This is a genomic window from Methylibium sp. (assembly GCF_013817365.1).
Classification (GTDB): domain Bacteria; phylum Pseudomonadota; class Gammaproteobacteria; order Burkholderiales; family Burkholderiaceae_C; genus Methylibium.
Window position 1 is genome coordinate 1 of the sequence record NZ_JACDCU010000031.1, and the last position, 16,527, is coordinate 16,527.

Genomic DNA, 16,527 nt, shown 5'->3' on the forward strand with positions numbered 1-16,527 from the left:
CGCGAGCAGGGCTACAGCGGCTCGGCAGAGTACGACACCATCGAGGCGGTGAAGGCGGCAGTGCGCGTGCCGGTGGTTGCCAACGGCGACATCGACACGTCGGAAAAGGCCCGCGCGGTGCTTGCCGCAACCGGCGCCGACGCGCTGATGATCGGCCGCGCGGCGCAGGGCCGGCCGTGGATCTTTCGCGAGATCAGCCACTTCCTGGCCACCGGAGAACACCTGCCCGCGCCGCGCACGCTCGAGGTGAAGGCCTGGCTGCTCGAGCACCTGCAGGATCACTACGGCTTGTACGGCGAGTTCACCGGCGTGCGCACCGCGCGCAAGCACATCGGCTGGGCGGTACGGGCGCTGCCGGGCGGCGAGCTGTTCCGCGCCCGCATGAACACGCTGGAAAACTGCGAAGCGCAACTCGCCGCGGTCACCGACTTCTTCGATGCGTTGGCTGCGGAACACTCGAGGCTGCCGCAAGCCGGCGCCGCGGATGACAGCCGCTTCGGGCCCGAACAGGAACGGCAGGCCGCATGAATTCGCAGGACCGCCCAGACGAAAAATTCCCGCGCGGCAGGACAGCGCAAAGCGCCAGGGTGCACCTATGAGCAAGAAGCAGATCGACGCCTGCATCCGCGAGAGCCTGGACACCTACTTCAAGGACCTGCGCGGCGCCGAGCCGCATTCGGTCTACGACATGGTGATCCAGGTGGTCGAAAAGCCCCTGCTCGACGTGGTGATGCAGCGCGCCGACGGCAACCAGTCTCGCGCGGCCGAATGGCTGGGCATCAACCGCAACACGCTGCGCCGCAAGCTCGTGGAGCACAAGCTCGTCAAATGATCCGCCGAGAGGCGATCGCCTTCCCCGAAGATCCCTCATGTCTGTGCTGACCGCCCTGATTTCCGTTTCCGACAAGACCGGCATCGTCGACTTCGCTCGCGCGCTGCATGCACTGGACATCCGGCTGCTGTCCACGGGCGGCACTGCCAGGCTCCTGCAGGACGCCGGCCTGCCGGTCACCGAAGTCGCCGAGCACACCGGTTTCCCCGAAATGCTCGACGGCCGCGTCAAGACCCTGCACCCCGCCATCCACGGCGGCCTGCTGGCGCGTCGCGACCACCCCGCGCACATGGCCTCGCTGGCGGAACACGGCATCGCGGCGATCGACCTGCTGGTGGTCAACCTCTATCCCTTCGAGGCCACCGTCGCCAAGCCCGGCTGCACGCTCGAAGACGCGATCGAGAACATCGACATCGGCGGTCCGGCGATGGTGCGCTCGGCCGCCAAGAACTGGCAGGACGTGGCGGTGCTGACCGATGCCGCGCAATACGACGGCGTGCTGGCCGAGCTGCAACGCGACGGCCGCGTCGCCAGGGCGACTCGCTTCGCGCTCGCCGTCGCCGCCTTCAACCGCATCAGCAACTACGACGCCGCGATCAGCGACCACTTGTCCTCGCTGCAACTCGGCGAAGAGGACGAGCGCGAACCGCGGCGCAACGCGTTCCCGGCGCAGAGCAACGGCCGCTTCGTCAAGCTGCAGGACCTGCGCTACGGCGAGAACCCGCACCAGGTTGCGGCCTTCTACCGCGACCTTTACCCGGCCCCCGGCTCGCTGGTCACCGCCACGCAGTTGCAGGGCAAGGAGCTCTCCTACAACAACATCGCCGATGCGGATGCGGCCTGGGAGTGCGTGAAGTCTTTCGATGCTGCCGGCGACGGCCCGGCCTGCGTGATCGTCAAGCACGCCAACCCGTGCGGCGCGGCACTCGGCGCAGATGCCGCCGAAGCCTACGCCAAGGCTTTCAAGACCGACCCGACCTCCGCCTTCGGCGGCATCATCGCCTTCAACGTGCCGCTCGGTGCCGCCGCGGCCGAGCAGGTCGCGAAGCAGTTTGTCGAAGTCGTCATTGCGCCGGCCTACAGCGACGAAGCGCGCGCGTTGCTCGCCGCAAAGGCCAACACCCGCGTGTTGCAGATCTCGCTGGACGGTGTGAAGCACGGTGCACCGGACGCCTGGTCGCGGGGCCTCAACGCGCACGACGTGAAGCGCGTCGGCTCGGGCCTACTGATCCAGAGCGCCGACAACCACGCAATTGCCGCTGCGGACCTCGAGCTCGTGACCCAGCGCGCGCCGACCGAAGCGCAGACGGCCGACCTGCTGTTCGCCTGGAAGATCGCCAAGTTCGTGAAGAGCAATGCCATCGTGTTCTGCGGGGGCGGCATGACCCTGGGCGTGGGCGCCGGCCAGATGAGCCGCATCGACAGCGCGCGCATCGCCGGCATCAAGGCGGCCAACGCCGGCCTCTCGCTGCAGGGTTCGGTGGTGGCGAGCGACGCCTTCTTTCCTTTCCGCGACGGCCTGGACGTGCTGGCCGACGCCGGCTGCGCATGCATCATCCAGCCGGGCGGCAGCCTGCGCGACGGCGAGGTCGTCAAGGCCGCTGACGAGCGCGGCATCGCGATGCTACTGACCGGCGTGCGTCACTTCCGCCATTGAAATGACCACCCCCAGCTCACTGCGTTCGCGGCCCCCGAGGGGCGCTCAGCCGGCTCGGGAGCGGCCCAGCGCCGGCTGAAATGACCACCCCCAGCTCACTGCGTTCGCGGCCCCCGAGGGGCGCTCAGCCGGGAGCGGCCCAGCGCCGGCTGTGAAAGGCACGGTGGGCTCTTTCGACCGCGTGACGCCACTGTGCTTCGCCGTGCCCGTGTTCTTCCATTCGGTGCGCTGGTATTGCGACCGCAGCGCCTGAGCCGCATGCGCATCCTCGGCATCGATCCTGGACTCAGAACCACCGGCTTCGGCTTGGTCGATGTCGACGGCGCACGGCTGCACTACGTGGCCAGCGGCACCATCGAGACCGATGCGCTACCCACTGGTGACCTGCCCGGGCGGGTGAAGATCCTGTTCGAGGGGGTGCGCGAAGTGATGGCGCGTTGGGAGCCGCAGTGCGCGGCCGTCGAGTTGGTGTTCGTCAACGTCAATCCGCAGGCCACCTTGCTGCTGGGCCAGGCACGCGGGGCAGCTCTAGCCGCCTTGGTCGTCGGCGGCCTGCCGGTCGCCGAGTACACCGCCTTGCAAATGAAGAAGGCGGTGGTCGGCCATGGTCTGGCGCGCAAGGAGCAGATCCAGGCGATGGTCGCGCGCCTGCTCGCTCTGCCGGCAGTCCCTGGGAAGGACGCGGCCGACGCGCTCGGCATCGCGGTGTGCCACGCGCACGCCGCCCGCTCGTTCGCCGTCATCGACAGGGCGACCGAGCGCACGCGCAAGACGCGAGGCCAGTACAAGGGCGGGCGGGTTTACTGAGTCAGTATTCGGGACTTGTCGACTCGCCCTCAACTTGCCAGGCGCTTTGTCAGCGCGACCCGCTCGAACGCGGCCGCCGCGCACTCAGCCGCCGGACATTGCCTCGTGCCTAGAGGCGAGCGACAAAGCCACGCTGCGCCGTTCAGCGCTTCGGCTCAGCCGCCTGCGGACCGACCGCCTTGAGCGCCGCTTCCATTTCTTCCGGGCTGATCAGGTTGTCGTTGTTGGTGTCGATCGCGGACCAGTCGCGCGTTTCGCCGCCCGCTGCGGCCATCTCGCCTCCGGCGGCGGCGCCGGTGCTCGAGCCCTGCGCACTGCCATCACGGTTGCGGTCATGCTGGCGCTGCGCGTTGGCGTCCATGCTCTCGACAGTCGGTGCCGCACCCGGCTGGAGGTCATCGCGCGAAGGCACGACTTGGGTCTGGTCGGCCTTGTTGGTGCTGGTCTGGCCAGCGGCAGTGCCGGCACCGTCACCGGCACCGCCACCCTTGCGATCGGGGTCATGTTGGCGCTGGGCGTTGTCGTCCATGCTCCGGACGGTCGGCGCAGCGCCCGGCTGAAGGTCTCCGCGCGCAGGCACGACCTGCGTGCTGTCGGCCTTGTTGGTGCTGGTTTCACCGGTGGTCTTGTCGGCGGCGACCGCGCTGCTTGCGACGAAGGAGCCGGCGACCAGAGCGGCGCCGACCAGGGTGTTGATGCGATTCATGGAGCTTCCTTTGTTTGCCGGCTGCTTCCCGAGGGCGCGAGCCGGCGGTTGAAAGATGCCTCAGCCTGCGCTTCGCGAACGACCCGGCAATGGTCAATGCGCCGTTGCGCCAGCGTGCTGCGACAACCGAACCCCCGACGCTCGAGTGAGCGTTGCTTGTTGTTCTCCACACCGTTGTGCGGTGATCAGTACCCGTCGATCGATGCGACCGGTGGATCCACATTAGGTCAGGGCTACGCGTGCCACCGTGCGCTGGCTGACGCCCGACTGAACGCAAATCGATGTGCCACCGCAGCAAAGCCGGCCTGACAGCCGGAGCCACCCCCTAGTTGCTCCCATGTGGAACAAGTGCATGCCGGGAACGGTGACGACCCTGCGGTCAAGCGAGTCATGGGCGGTGGCGGGCGCGCTCCTTAACATAGGCCTATCCGGTCATGGCCGACCCGCGGCGCGGCGCATTTGTTCGCCGCGATCCAACCGGCCGACCGAGCCCCCAGGAGAGCTTGCGCAATGGCGACCTATCCCGCTGCCCGCCCGGCAGCCCGCGATGCCCGGGCGACCGGCTTCGGCCACGTCGCCACCAGCGCGCTGCTGCCGCCCGATCCGGGCCACCTCGAAGCCATCGTGCAGTCGCACGAGCGCTGCGGCAGCCTGGGCATCAGCCCGATCCGCGCACCCGACCACACGCCGCTGGTCCGCATCGACCTGGCGGTGGCACGAGAGCGCAACCGGCGCCTGTCGGCGCACTCGGTGCCGGTGATGGAAATGCTGCTCGAGCAGATCCTCGCGACGCAAAGCATGGTGCTGCTGACCGACGTGCAGGGCACGGTACTGCACTCGATCGGCCACGACGACTTTCTCGCGCGCGCCGCCAAGGTGGCGCTGGCGCCGGGCGTGAACTGGAGCGAACAGAACAAGGGCACCAACGCGATAGGCACCTCGCTGGTCACCGAGAACGCGACGCTCGTGCATGCCGACGAGCACTTCATGCACGCCAACCATTTCCTGACCTGCACCGCCGCGCCGATCTTCGATCCGCGCGGCAACGTAGTGGGCGTGCTCGACGTCACCGGCGATCACCACTCCTTCCACTCCCACACCATGGGGCTGGTGAAGATGTCGGCGCGCATGATCCAGAACCACTGGCTGATGGAGGATTCGCGACAGGCGCTGCGGCTGCACTTCCACGGCCGGCTCGAATACCTCGGCACGCTAATGGAAGGCGTGGTCGCCGTCGGCCCCGACGGCAAGCTGCACGGCGCCAACCGCGCCGCGCTCGACCACCTCGGCATGTCGGGTGCGGCGCTGCGCATGAACACGCTGAGCGCGCTGTTCGGCGTGACGCTGGCCACGCTGGTCGATCACTTCAGCGCCTCGCTCGCCGGCCCGCTTGCGCTGCGCCTGCCGGACGGCCGGCAGGTGCACGCCACGGCGCGCTTCAACTGGCCCGGCTGGTATCGCCTGGGCAGCGCAGGCGAAAGCGACCTGCCGGCATCGGCGCAAGCCGCCGCGCAGGTCGCGGTCGCCGAAGGAACGCCGCGCGACACCACGCCCGCCGCCCCGCTCTCCCAGCCCGGCCTGCGTCAGTTGCAGACCGGCGACGCACAGATGGACGCGGTGGTCGAGCGCGTCAAGCGCGTGCTCGACCGCGACATCGCCGTGCTGATCCAGGGCGAAACCGGCAGCGGCAAGGAAGTGCTGGCGCGCGCCATCCACCAGGCCGGAAAGCGTGCCGACGGGCCTTTCGTGGCGGTGAACTGCGCGTCGATCCCCGAGAGCCTGATCGAGTCCGAATTGTTCGGCTTTGAGGAAGGCGTCTTTACCGGCGCACGCCGCAAGGGCGCACCCGGCAAGGTGATGCAGGCCCACGGCGGCACGCTCTTTCTCGACGAGATCGGCGACATGTCGCTGCCGCTGCAGGCGCGACTGCTGCGACTGCTGCAGGAGCGCGAAGTCACGCCGCTCGGCAGCAACCGCGCGGCGACCGTCGATGTGTCGGTCATCAGCGCCACGCACCGGCCGCTGCACGAGATGATGGACGCGCAGCGCTTCCGCGAAGACCTGTACTACCGCCTCAACGGCCTGGTGCTGCGGCTGCCGCCGCTGCGCGAGCGCAGCGACCTGATGGTGCTGGCCGACAAGCTGCTCAGGCGCGAATGCCGCGGCCGGCTGCCGCGCCTGGACGAAGAGGTGCTGCAGTTGATGCAGGGCTACCGCTGGCCGGGCAACATCCGCCAGCTCGCCACGGTGCTGCGCACGGCCGCGGCCATGGTCGGCGACGAAGGGGTGATCGCCGTGCAGCATCTGTCGGAAGATTTCCTGTACGACGCCCGGCGCACGGTCGAGCCCGCAGCCGTGGCGCCCGCGCCTTCCAGCGAAGCCGAACCGGTGGCGGTCAGCGCGACCAGCGCCGAACCGGTGGGCGGGCCGCGCACGCTGCAGCAGCTCGAGCTCGACACCGTCAAGCGCGCGCTCGAAGAGGCCGGCGGCAACATCTCGGTCGCGGCGCGCCGGCTCGGCGTGAGCCGCAACACCATTTACCGCAAGCTCTACTGGCCTCGCGGCGCTGGACGATGAACCGCGGCGCGGGCATCGCCGCGCCGATCGATCGGCGGCGGGTCGACACTGCCGCGCCGCCCGCCGCCGGCGAGCGACAACACCGGCGGTGAACGACTCGGCGAGGCCGTGACGAGAGGCACGCTTGCCTGCGTGTCCTCGCGGGCCTGCACCTCTCGCTCGCACCATCGCCCCTCAGAATCGGTGCGCGCTGGACCCGGTCGTGCACGCACGACTTCAAGGGAAGCATTGCCGCCGAACTCGCACGGCTTGATGGGACTTACGGTGATTGACGGCCGATCGACACAACTCGAAGCGGCGCACAGGCTGCGCGTCGATGGGGCTCTGCCGCCCGACGAGGCGACACGGCCGCCTGGGCGATCCGCGACCGCCCGACGCGCCGCGGTGTTCCCGGCCGAACACAAGGCCGAAAGCACTGCCGCCACGGTGCTGCTGGTTCACGGCGGGCCGCCCGAGCCGGGCGCCTTGCTCGCGCTGCAACTGCGGGCCGGGGGCTACAAGACCGTCCAGGCCGGCAGCAACGCCCACCATGTCGTCGCGCTGCTGTCCGAAGAAGCGTACGACGTCTTGCTGATCGACATCCGCGCGTCCGAATGTTCGGTGTTCGGGTTCGATCTCGCCCGCAGCTTGAGGACTTCTCTTTCAGAGACGGAACTGCCCGTCCTGTTTCTTGCGACAGCGGGCATCGACGATGTCCGCGCTCGAGCACTGGCTGCGGGCGCGAACGACTTCATCTGCCTGCCCATGGAGCCCACCGAGCTCTTGCTGCGAGTCAGGAACCTGGCCGCTCTGAGCCGTCTGCATAGAGCGCATCAGCGAATCGAACGAGCGCTCGAGCGGGAAGTCGCCCTTCCCCGGGCCAAGCTCGAAACCCTGATCGAGAGCGGTTTGATGATCTCGATGGAGCGCGACCGCTCCAAGCTCTTGCGCCACCTTCTCACCGAAGGGCAACGACTGCTGAACTGCGATTGCGGCACGATGTATCTCGTGACCGAAGAGAAGTCGCTGCGCTTCGCATTGCGCACGAAGGAGGACGATCTTCCCTCGCTCCAGATTCCCCTGCACGACCCGATCAGCGGTCGTCCGAACGAAAGCTACGTGTCGGTTCACGTTGCGCTGCGCAACCGGTCGGTCCTGATCGACGACGTCTACCAGGAGACACGCTTCGACCTGACGGGCACCCGCAAATTCGACGCTGCCAGCGGCTACCGGACGGTCTCCATGCTCACCGTGCCCATGGCGCCTCGCGGCGGCGAGGTGATCGGCGTGCTGCAGTTCATCAACGCCATCGATGCCGAGACCGGCGCAATCGTTCCGTTTCCGGCGGAGCAGGTGAGCCTGGTGGAAGCACTGGCCGCTCAGGCGGCCGTCGCGCTGGACAACCTGAATCTGGTGGAGTCGCAAAAGCGCCTGATCGAAAGCATCATTCGCGTGATCGCCACCGCCATCGATGCCAAGAGTCCCTACACGGGACGGCATTGCGAACGCGTTCCGGAACTGGCCTTCATGCTCGCCGCGGCGGCTTGCGAGTCGAGCGAGGGCTCCCTGGCCGCGTTCGCCTTCAAGAACGAGGACGAATGGCAGGAATTTCGCATCGGGGCATGGCTGCACGATTGCGGCAAGGTCACCACACCCGAGTACGTCATCGACAAGGCGACGAAGCTGGAGATGATCTACAACCGCATTCACGAGGTGCGGATGCGGTTCGAGGTGCTCCTGCGCGAGCTCGAGATCGGCCGCCTCGAGGCCCTCCTCCAGGGCAAAGCGGCGGACGAGGTGCGTTCGCACTACGAGGAGCGAAGGGCGGCCTTGTTCGACGATTTCGCATTCGTCGCGGACTGCAACGTGGGGGTCGAGGCGATGGACGCGTCGCGCCTGGACCGGCTGAAGCGAATCGGACAGACCCCCTGGATGCGCCACTTCGACGACCGGTTGGGCTTGTCACTCATCGAAGCAGAGCGGCTTCGAAGCGAGCCGCCTTCGGCATTGCCCGCTGCCGAGTTCCTGCTGGCCGACCGGCCCCGGGACATCGTGCCGCGGGCGCCCGAACAGGTGCCGGATGCCGGCTTCGGCTTCAAGGTCGACGTGCCCGTCAATCTGTATGACTACGGCGAGCTCTACAACCTCGGCATTACGCACGGCACGGTAAAGGCTACCCGCGCCGTCTGGTCGCCGACCAGCTTTCGGTGCCATCGCGGATCATGGCGATCGCCGACGTTTTCGAAGCGCTCACTGCCGCGGACCGACCCTACAAGACGCCCAAGAAGCTGTCGGAAGCGTTGGCAATCCTCCATCAGATGCAAAAGCGGTGTCATCTCGACGCCGAACTGTTCGACCTGTTCCTGACCTCCGGCGTCTACCTGCGGTACGCGGAGAAGCACCTTCGCCCGGAACAAATGGACGTGGCCGACATCACGCCTTACCTCGCTGCCAGCGCCGTGCCGGGCGAGCGCCCGTCGTGAAGCTGGACCGCCCTCCGTTTCGAATCCTCACCGGGCAGTCGCCCGAGGACGCAGCGGTGGACATCGTCGCGGCGTTCGAATCGATCGAGTCGGCAGCAGACAAGCTCGGCCGGGTCTTCGCCACCCTTTGCGGGCAGCTGCAATCGGACGCCGACGAGCCGCTGTGCGCTGCGGGGCGGGCCTTGGCCGCTGCCATCGACGCCGGGGCAGGACAGTCGCATCGCAACGCGTATCACAACCCGCAGCACTTCTGCGAGGTCATGCTGGGCGCGCACTTCCTGTGTCTGCTTCAAGGCCTCGGCGCTGTCGACTCCCTACGCGTCGTGCTGGCCGCCCTGATCCACGATTTTCATCACGACGGCTCGGTGAACCGCGATGTTGCGTTCCGGCTCGAGCGCCTTGCCTTGCAGGAGGCGGCGCCGTATCTGTGCAGCGCCGGTGTCAGCGCCGTCGAGCGTCGACGCCTGAGCGCCATGGTCCTGGCCACCGACGTCGCCCACGGCCTGGATTTCGCGATCCAATGCCACGCGCACCACGCCGGCCGAGCCTCGCAGCCCACGGTTCCCGCAGCCGCCCCGGAACTCGGCGAACTGGCGCAGGACCCCTCGACCGCCTTGCAAGCGCTCGTCCTTTGCCAGGCCGATCTTCTTCCCTCCACGGGGCTGACGCCGCAGCACGCCTTGCGCATGCAGGACAGGCTTTCGCAGGAGTGGCGCAAGCCGCTGGCGCTGGAAGACAAGCTCTGCTTCATCGACCAGATCCTCAGCGCGGGGATCACCTGCAGCTACTTCATCGCCAATCTTCACGGGCTGCGGCAAACGCTTGCCGACGCGGGGAGCGCCCCTCGCCGTGCGTAGGTTCGTCGCCGCCCGTCTGGGATGGCTGGTCCCCGTCTTTGCCGTCGTGCTGGCCGCACTGACCTACCTGGCCGAACCGCTGCCGGTGCAGGTCCTTCGCCATGCGACGTTCGACCAGTACCAGCGGTGGAAACCGCGCGCCTACCTGCCAGCGCCGGTGCGCATCATCGACATCGACGACGAGAGCCTGCGCCGCCTGGGCCAGTGGCCCTGGCCGCGCACACGCATGGCGCAACTGGTAGCGCAACTGCAAGGGGCGGGGGCCGCGGCCATCGCCTTCGACGTCGTCTTCGCGGAAGCCGACCGGACTTCACCGATGACGATGCTCGACCCAGCGAAAACACCCGCAGCGGTCGCCCGTTATGTGGCCGGGCTTCCAGACCACGACGTCGTTTTTGCGCAGGCGATTGCGCACGGCGGCGTGGTGCTCGGCTTCGCCACGAGCCGCGGCCCGCCCGGCTCGCCTGCGCCCATACCCAAGGCCCGCTTCGTCGTTATCGGCGAGGCGCCTCATCCTTACCTGCATGCTTTCTCTTCGGGCGTGACCAGCCTGCCACCGCTGGAATCGGCCGCCGCCGGCCACGGCGCCATCACTTTCGTTCCCGACGCCGACGGCGTGGTGCGCAAGGTGCCCTTGCTGGTCCGCCAAGGTAGCACCTTGCTGCCCTCGCTCGCGGCAGAGGCGCTTCGACTGTCGCAGGGGGCGACCAACTACGCCGTGCGCACGGTGCCCACCGAAGGCGTCGGCCTGGCCGACGTGCGCATCGGTCGGTTGCTGATACCGACGACACCGCAAGGCGAGGTATGGGTCCGGTACACGGAGCCGGTGCCGGACCGATACCTGCCCGCCTGGAAGGTGCTCGCCGGGCAGGTGCCGGCAGCGGAACTGGAAGGACACATCCTGCTGATCGGCACCTCGGCGCAAGGCCTGATGGATTTGCGGTTCAGCCCGATGGGGGGCGTGATCCCGGGCGTCGAGGTGCACGCGCAACTGCTCGAACAGGTCCTGGCAGGCGAGAAACTCGAACGCCCGGCCTGGGCCGCCGCCGTGGAGGCACTGGTGATCGTCGTCGGCGGTCTGGTCGTGGGCTCGGTCGCCCTGGGCACCGGTGCCCTTCTGTCCTTCGGTGCCTTCCTGGGACTCGCGGCGCTGATGTGCATGGGGGGATGGTTCGCCTTCTCGACGAGCGGCTGGGTGAAGCAGGCGTTCTCGCGCTACATCTCCCCGAACCTGGTGAACTACCTCGTGGATCACCCGCAGGCGCTGGAGCTCGGCGGGCGCCGCCAGGCGTGCAGCTTCGTCTTCACCGACCTGGCGGGTTTCACGACGCAGATGGAGACGATGGACCCGGCGCAGGCCGTGACGCTGTTGAACGCCTACCTCGACCGCATGATCGCGATCGCGTTCGCCCACCAGGGAACGCTCGACCGCATCGTCGGCGACTCCGTGGCGATCATGTTCTCCGCCCCCGTGGCGCAAGCCGACCATCCGTTGCGGGCAGTGAGCTGCGCCTTGGAGATGCAGCGTTTCGCGGGGCAGTATGTGGCCGACCTCGACGCGCGCGGCATTGCGTTTTGCCAGACGCGCATCGGGGTGCACACCGGCGAAGTGATCGTCGGCAACTTCGGCGGCGCGACGATCTTCGACTACCGGGCGCTGGGGGACCCGGTCAACACGGCTTCCCGCCTGGAAGGCGCGAACAAGTACCTGGGCACGCTGATGTGCGCCTCCGAGGCCACGCTGTCGCAGTGTCCAGGCGTGCAGGCCCGGCCGATAGGGCGGCTGCAACTCGCGGGCAAATCGCTGCCCGTGATGGCCTACGAGCCGACGCACATCGCGGCACCCTCGGACGGGGACGCGGCCTATCTCCAGGCGTTCGAACTCGTGCGGGCGCAGGACCCGGGCGCTTCGAGCGCCTTCGAGCGCCTGGCAGGTGAACGGCCGCAGGACGGGCTCGTCACCTTGCACCTTCGGCGACTGCGGGCGGGCCTGTGCAGCGACCTGATTCAGCTCGACGGCAAATGACGCCTAACGCACCGTGACTTCGACGCGCCGGTTGCGCGAGTCTTCGGTGTTGTCCGGTGTCGTGACCAGCAGGTTGTTCTCGCCATGAGACTCGACCGCGATCCTCAGGCGTTGCGACTTCGCATGCTCGCGGATCAGTCGAGCCACGTGCCCCGCACGTTCCCTGCCCAAGGTGTCGTTGCGCGCGACGTCGCCCACGGTGTCGGTGTGCCCGATGACGGAGATGTCGGCAGCCTGCCGCGCGTGCACCGCATCGAGCACCCGGGGGATGATGGCGTTCGACTCCGCGGTCAGCTTGGCCCCGCCGGATTCGAAGTACAGCAGGAAGCCGGTCGGTGCCTGCGGGCTCGCCGCCATGGCGCTGGCGAAGTCCTTCGCCAGCCTCTCGTCGTCGATGGCGAAGGTTCTTCCGGCCGCAGCGCCGATCACGGCGGCCTCGCGGTCCTTGTCGAGGTAAATGGTGCCGCCGTCCTTACCCAGGACGTGCACCTTGCCCACGGTGCCGTCGTCGTTGGCCAGCAGCGCGACGTAGGAGCGGCTCGCGCAGCCGGTCAGAGCGGAACCGATCAGGGCGACTCCCAACGCGGCTCGGGTCGTCGTGGCGACCCGAGTCCAACAACGCTTCATCTGATGTTTTCCGGCTCGACCTTGGCGACGAAGCGCGTGCCGCGCACACCGATCGTGCCGGTGGGCGTCTTCACGGAAACCGCTTCCGGCTTGAGCTTGGCGATGACGCCGGAGACGTAGTGCAAGGTGCCCTTGGTGATACTGGCGCCCAACTTCAGATCGCCTTTGGCCGGCGCGTACAGATAGTCGTCGATGACCACCTCGGTGTCGGGCCCGATGGAAATCCGCGTGTTGTCCTGGAACATGATGCCCAGGCTGCCGCTTTTTCCGGTCTTCAGCAGCGCACCCTGGTGCACGGGCGTTCCCGGCTCGGCAACGGTTTCCTTCCCCGCGACGACCACGAAGGCGTCGGCCTGCGCTGTCTTGACGTAGCCGCTGACGCTTTCCTGCGCCACCGCAAAACCGACGTACGACAGACCGATCAGCGCAAAGACGGGCAGTTTCCACATGTTGATGCTCCTTCGGAAGGCTGAATACCTCCTGCTTTCGAGACTACCGGATGTCGGATGGCCGCCGCTGTAACGTTTAGCAACGTTTCGAGGATTTGTGCCGGTGCGGGTGAGAAACCGGCGCTTTCGCCGTTCGGTTTCTCCCTCTCGCGCGCCCGGTTCGACGGGATAACGGCGAGCGATCCGCCATCAGGGCGAGCCCGACGTGCCGACACCCCGCGGCTGCAAGCTTGCAGCGCGGCGCACCGCGCGCAGATCGACGTCGTAGGCACCGAACTCGGCCTGCGCCGAGCCCGTTTCCGGCAGCACATAGACGATGCCGCGCGTCTCGGCGAAAGCAGGGCGTAACACGTCGTCATAGAACGAAGCCGGCAGGTTGATGCAGCCATAGGAAATACGGTTGTCGGCCGGCGTTGCGGAGGCAAGTCGCTGCAGGCGGCGCTCCGCTGGCTTGCTGGCGCGCACGCGGTGCATTGAAACGGCTGCGTCGTAATCGACCCAGATGATGTCCTCGCCATCGAGATTGCGGCCCGGTTCGGCGTTGAAGCGGCCGGCCGGCGTGGTGCGCTCTTCGGGCAAGATGTCGGCGAGCCGCCGCTCGCCGATGCCCGGCACCGACTCGTCGCCTTTCGCCAGACCGAGCAACACCGGCGCCGTACCGAGCAGCCGGCCTTGCGTGTCGAAGAGGTGGAGCTGCGCCTGCTGCTTGTCGACGACGACGAACGGCAGCACGCCGTGGTCGGCCGAATCGACCACCCAGTCGGCAATGCGCCGGGCCTCGTCGGAATGCGGCACGCCCCGAAAATCGGCGCGGCGCACGCTCGGTGCCGGCACGGCCGGCACGGCAAACGACGGGAGCAGGGCCTCACTGGTTCGGACGTCGCGAGGCGCGCGGCCCGGCTCCAGGGAGCAGCCGACCTGCAAGGCCGTGCATAGCAGCGCCAGCGCAATCGTGCCGAGGCTCAGCGCGCCCCCGTGAAGCATGGCGCCCTGTCCTCGCCGCTGTTCGCCGGGCCGACGCGCGCGAACGGGAATCCACCGTGGATGCCGAGGGGCAGATATCGTGGTTTCGTGGCGAACTGGCGTCATGCGCTGGATCTCGCTTTGCGCTGCTGGCATCTTCTTGTGCAGCAAACGAGGCGCCTGCCTCGGCCTGGCCCATTTGGCAGGCACCTTACGCTGCCGTGCTCAAGAGCCGAGCAAGGTCAGGATCAGGTGCTTGAAGACCACGACGATGACCGCGCCCAAAAGGAAGACCACGCCCCAGCGCGCCCAAGCCAGCGCCACATCGCGAGCGCGGTCCGCGCCGCTCCACAAGTAGTACGCGAAGCTCAGCAGTGCCACGCCGAAGCAGGCCGCGACCAGCGCCGCAGCGATCCACCAGTAGGCGCTCATGGCCGCGGCCTCACTCTCGCAGACGTTCGACGATCAGCACCCCGAAGAAAACAAGGCCGGCGATCACGGTCCACTTGAAGATCACCAGGCCGCGCCGGCGCCAGCGCACGTCGCCCGTGGTGATGGAAAGCGCAAAGCACACCACCGCTGCGCCCAGGAGCAACAAGACGACATAGCGCAAGGCAAGCATGGGGTCGCGAAGGGCTCGTTTGCGGCGTCAGCGGCCCGCTCACCAGGCCGGCGCCAGCTCGGCGAAGCCCGAGGGCGCATCGGCGGCGTCGGCGAACGTCACGATCTCGTAGGCGCCGGGATCGGCCAGCAGTTTCCTGAGCAGGGCGTTGTTGAGCGCATGGCCGGACTTGTAGGCGCTGTAGGCGGCCAGCAGCGGCTTGCCGGCAAGGTACATGTCACCGATGGCGTCGAGGATCTTGTGCTTGACGAACTCGTCGGCGTAGCGAAGGCCCTCGCTGTTGAGCACGCGCGTCTCGTCGACGACGATGGCGTTGTCCATGCTGCCGCCGAGCGTGAGGCCGCGCGCGCGCATGGCGTCCACGTCCTTGGCGAAGCCGAAGGTGCGGGCGCGGGCGATGTCGCGCTTGTACTGGTTGCCGCCGAAGTCGAACTCGACGCGCTGGCCGGTCAGGTCGACGGCCGGGTGGTCGAAGTCGATCTCGAAAGCCAGCTTGTAGCCGTGGTAGGGCTCCAGCCGCGCCCACATCGCCTTGTCGCCCTCGTCGTGGTGCACCTCCACCGACTGAAGCACGCGGATGAAGCGCTTGGGCGCGTCCTGCAGTTCGATGCCGGCGCTTTGCAGCAGGTACACAAAGGAGGCCGCCGAGCCGTCGAGGATGGGCACCTCCTCGGCGGTGATCTCGATCAGCAGGTTGTCCAGCCCCAGACCGGCGCAGGCCGACATCAGGTGCTCGACGGTGTTGACCTTGGGCCCGCCGGGATCACCGCCCGGCGAAAGCGTCGAGGCCATGCGCGTGTCGCTCACGGCAGTGGCCAAAGCAGGAATGTCCACCGGCACCGGCAAGTCCACGCGGCGAAACACGATGCCGGTGTCGGGCGCCGCGGGGCGCAGGGTCAGCTCGACGCGCTGTCCGCTGTGCAGGCCCACGCCCATGGCGCGGGTGATGGACTTGAGGCTGCGTTGCTGGAGCATGGCGAATTGTAGGAAGGCGAGGGAGGCAGCGAGGAATCAGGGTCGCACGGTGCGCTCCAGATTCAAGCCGCCCATGGGTTCAGGAGCGCGACACCCGTCGCCTCGAAATCGGCCACGTTGCGCGTCACAACGGTCATGCCGTGAACAAGCGCAGTTGCGGCGATCAGCGCATCGAGCCGGAACCAAGTCCCGACACCGCCGAATCTGCGATGGCGCTGCAGATCCGAACAGCGTCGAGGCCGTTCGTCGCACCACTCTCAATCCGCCTGCTTGCGCAGGAACGCCGGAATCTCGATCTCGTCCATCCCGTTGCTCGCCAGCGCATCCACCTTCGCCGCCGCCTGCGTGCGCCCGCTGCGCCACACGCTGGGCACCTGCATGCCCGAGTAATCGTGGTGCGTCGGCGTGCTGGCGTGCTGGCCGTGCAGCGGCTGGTTGAGCACAGGGATGTTGTCGGTGCCGGTGCGCTGCAGCGGCTGGCTGTGCACCACCGTCATCGGCGCCTGCACGCGCTTGGCCGGTGCCAGGCCGGTGGCGATGACCGTCACGCGCAGCTGGTCACCCAAGCTCTCGTCGTAGGCGGCTCCGAAGATCACGTGCGCGTCCTCCGCGGCATAACGGCGGATGGTGTTCATCGCGTTCTTGCTCTCGCTGAGCTTCAAACTCGAACGGCTCGCCGCGATCAGCACCAGCACGCCCTTCGCACCCGACAGGTCGATGCCTTCGAGCAGCGGGCAGGCCACCGCGTACTCGGCCGCCTTGTTGGCGCGGTCCGGGCCGCTGGCGATGGCGGTGCCCATCATGGCCTTGCCGGGCTCGCTCATCACCGTCTTCACGTCCTCGAAGTCGACGTTGATCGAAGCGTCGATGTGGATGATGTCGGCAATGCCGCCCACGGCGTTCTTGAGCACGTCGTTGGCCTGCTTGAAGGCCATGTCCTGCGAGATGTCGTCGCCCAGCACCTCGA

Annotated in this window: 16 protein-coding genes and 3 pseudogenes; 10 read left to right on the forward strand and 9 right to left on the reverse strand. The window is 67.7% G+C overall.

Going from position 1 to position 16,527, the window contains the following annotated elements:
* The 4 genes from H0W38_RS03820 to ruvC form a co-directional block, all read left to right on the forward strand.
* Positions 1–528, forward strand: a 528-nt coding sequence (locus H0W38_RS03820) for a tRNA-dihydrouridine synthase (RefSeq protein ID WP_292451359.1), incomplete at its 5' end; no start/stop codon positions are given.
* A gap of 67 nt (positions 529–595) precedes the next feature.
* Positions 596–832, forward strand: coding sequence for a Fis family transcriptional regulator (locus H0W38_RS03825; RefSeq protein ID WP_292451360.1), 237 nt, complete (start codon positions 596–598; stop codon positions 830–832).
* A 37-nt stretch (positions 833–869) separates the two neighbouring features.
* The gene (purH, locus tag H0W38_RS03830) at positions 870–2,489 is read left to right on the forward strand and encodes a bifunctional phosphoribosylaminoimidazolecarboxamide formyltransferase/IMP cyclohydrolase (protein WP_292451362.1); all 1,620 of its coding nucleotides are present in this window, start codon (positions 870–872) and stop codon (positions 2,487–2,489) included.
* Positions 2,490–2,747: 258 nt separating this feature from the next.
* Positions 2,748–3,296, forward strand: a complete 549-nt coding sequence (gene ruvC, locus H0W38_RS03835; RefSeq protein ID WP_292451364.1) for a crossover junction endodeoxyribonuclease RuvC — start codon at positions 2,748–2,750, stop codon at positions 3,294–3,296.
* Positions 3,297–3,438: 142 nt separating this feature from the next.
* Here ruvC and H0W38_RS03840 read toward each other — a convergent pair whose 3' ends face one another.
* Positions 3,439–4,002, reverse strand: a complete 564-nt coding sequence (locus H0W38_RS03840; protein WP_292451366.1) for a hypothetical protein — start codon at positions 4,000–4,002, stop codon at positions 3,439–3,441.
* Between the two features lie 510 nt (positions 4,003–4,512).
* On the opposite strand from H0W38_RS03840, the gene H0W38_RS03845 reads away from it, so the two are divergent.
* From H0W38_RS03845 to H0W38_RS03865, 6 genes and pseudogenes are all read left to right on the forward strand, one after another.
* On the forward strand, positions 4,513–6,579 hold the full coding sequence (locus H0W38_RS03845) for a sigma-54-dependent Fis family transcriptional regulator (protein ID WP_292451367.1): 2,067 nt from the start codon (positions 4,513–4,515) through the stop codon (positions 6,577–6,579).
* 252 nt (positions 6,580–6,831) lie between these two features.
* Positions 6,832–7,950 (forward strand): annotated as a pseudogene (locus H0W38_RS22005) (GAF domain-containing protein); the annotation flags it as partial.
* Positions 7,951–8,765: 815 nt separating this feature from the next.
* Positions 8,766–8,849, forward strand: a pseudogene (locus tag H0W38_RS22010) (hypothetical protein); the annotation flags it as partial.
* A 27-nt stretch (positions 8,850–8,876) separates the two neighbouring features.
* Entirely contained in the window at positions 8,877–9,041 is a 165-nt protein-coding gene (locus H0W38_RS03855) for a hypothetical protein (RefSeq protein ID WP_292451370.1), read from the forward strand.
* Entirely contained in the window at positions 9,038–9,898 is an 861-nt protein-coding gene (locus H0W38_RS03860) for a hypothetical protein (protein WP_292451372.1), read from the forward strand. Before H0W38_RS03855 ends, H0W38_RS03860 begins: the two co-directional genes overlap by 4 nt.
* On the forward strand, positions 9,891–11,924 hold the full coding sequence (locus H0W38_RS03865; RefSeq protein WP_292451374.1) for a CHASE2 domain-containing protein: 2,034 nt from the start codon (positions 9,891–9,893) through the stop codon (positions 11,922–11,924). Before H0W38_RS03860 ends, H0W38_RS03865 begins: the two co-directional genes overlap by 8 nt.
* Positions 11,925–11,927: 3 nt before the next feature.
* Here the strand turns inward: H0W38_RS03865 and H0W38_RS03870 are convergent, their stop codons facing one another.
* The 8 genes and pseudogenes from H0W38_RS03870 to H0W38_RS03905 form a co-directional block, all read right to left on the reverse strand.
* On the reverse strand, positions 11,928–12,551 hold the full coding sequence (locus tag H0W38_RS03870; protein ID WP_292451376.1) for an OmpA family protein: 624 nt from the start codon (positions 12,549–12,551) through the stop codon (positions 11,928–11,930).
* On the reverse strand, positions 12,548–13,000 hold the full coding sequence (locus H0W38_RS03875; protein ID WP_292451378.1) for a FecR domain-containing protein: 453 nt from the start codon (positions 12,998–13,000) through the stop codon (positions 12,548–12,550). The genes H0W38_RS03870 and H0W38_RS03875 overlap by 4 nt, the downstream gene beginning before the upstream one ends.
* 189 nt (positions 13,001–13,189) lie before the next feature.
* Positions 13,190–13,984, reverse strand: coding sequence for a hypothetical protein (locus H0W38_RS03880; RefSeq protein ID WP_292451379.1), 795 nt, complete (start codon positions 13,982–13,984; stop codon positions 13,190–13,192).
* Between the two features lie 204 nt (positions 13,985–14,188).
* Entirely contained in the window at positions 14,189–14,395 is a 207-nt protein-coding gene (locus H0W38_RS03885; RefSeq protein ID WP_292451381.1) for a hypothetical protein, read from the reverse strand.
* Positions 14,396–14,405: 10 nt separating this feature from the next.
* Positions 14,406–14,585: a hypothetical protein gene (locus H0W38_RS03890; RefSeq protein WP_292451383.1), complete on the reverse strand. Its 180-nt coding sequence runs from the start codon at positions 14,583–14,585 to the stop codon at positions 14,406–14,408.
* Between the two features lie 39 nt (positions 14,586–14,624).
* Complete coding sequence (lpxC, locus tag H0W38_RS03895) at positions 14,625–15,560, reverse strand: UDP-3-O-acyl-N-acetylglucosamine deacetylase (protein WP_292451384.1); 936 nt, start codon at positions 15,558–15,560, stop codon at positions 14,625–14,627.
* Positions 15,561–15,622: 62 nt separating this feature from the next.
* Positions 15,623–15,733: pseudogene (locus H0W38_RS03900) on the reverse strand (plasmid stabilization protein); the annotation flags it as partial.
* 84 nt (positions 15,734–15,817) lie between these two features.
* The coding region (locus H0W38_RS03905; RefSeq protein ID WP_367161575.1) for a cell division protein FtsZ at positions 15,818–16,527 on the reverse strand (710 nt) is incomplete at its 5' end.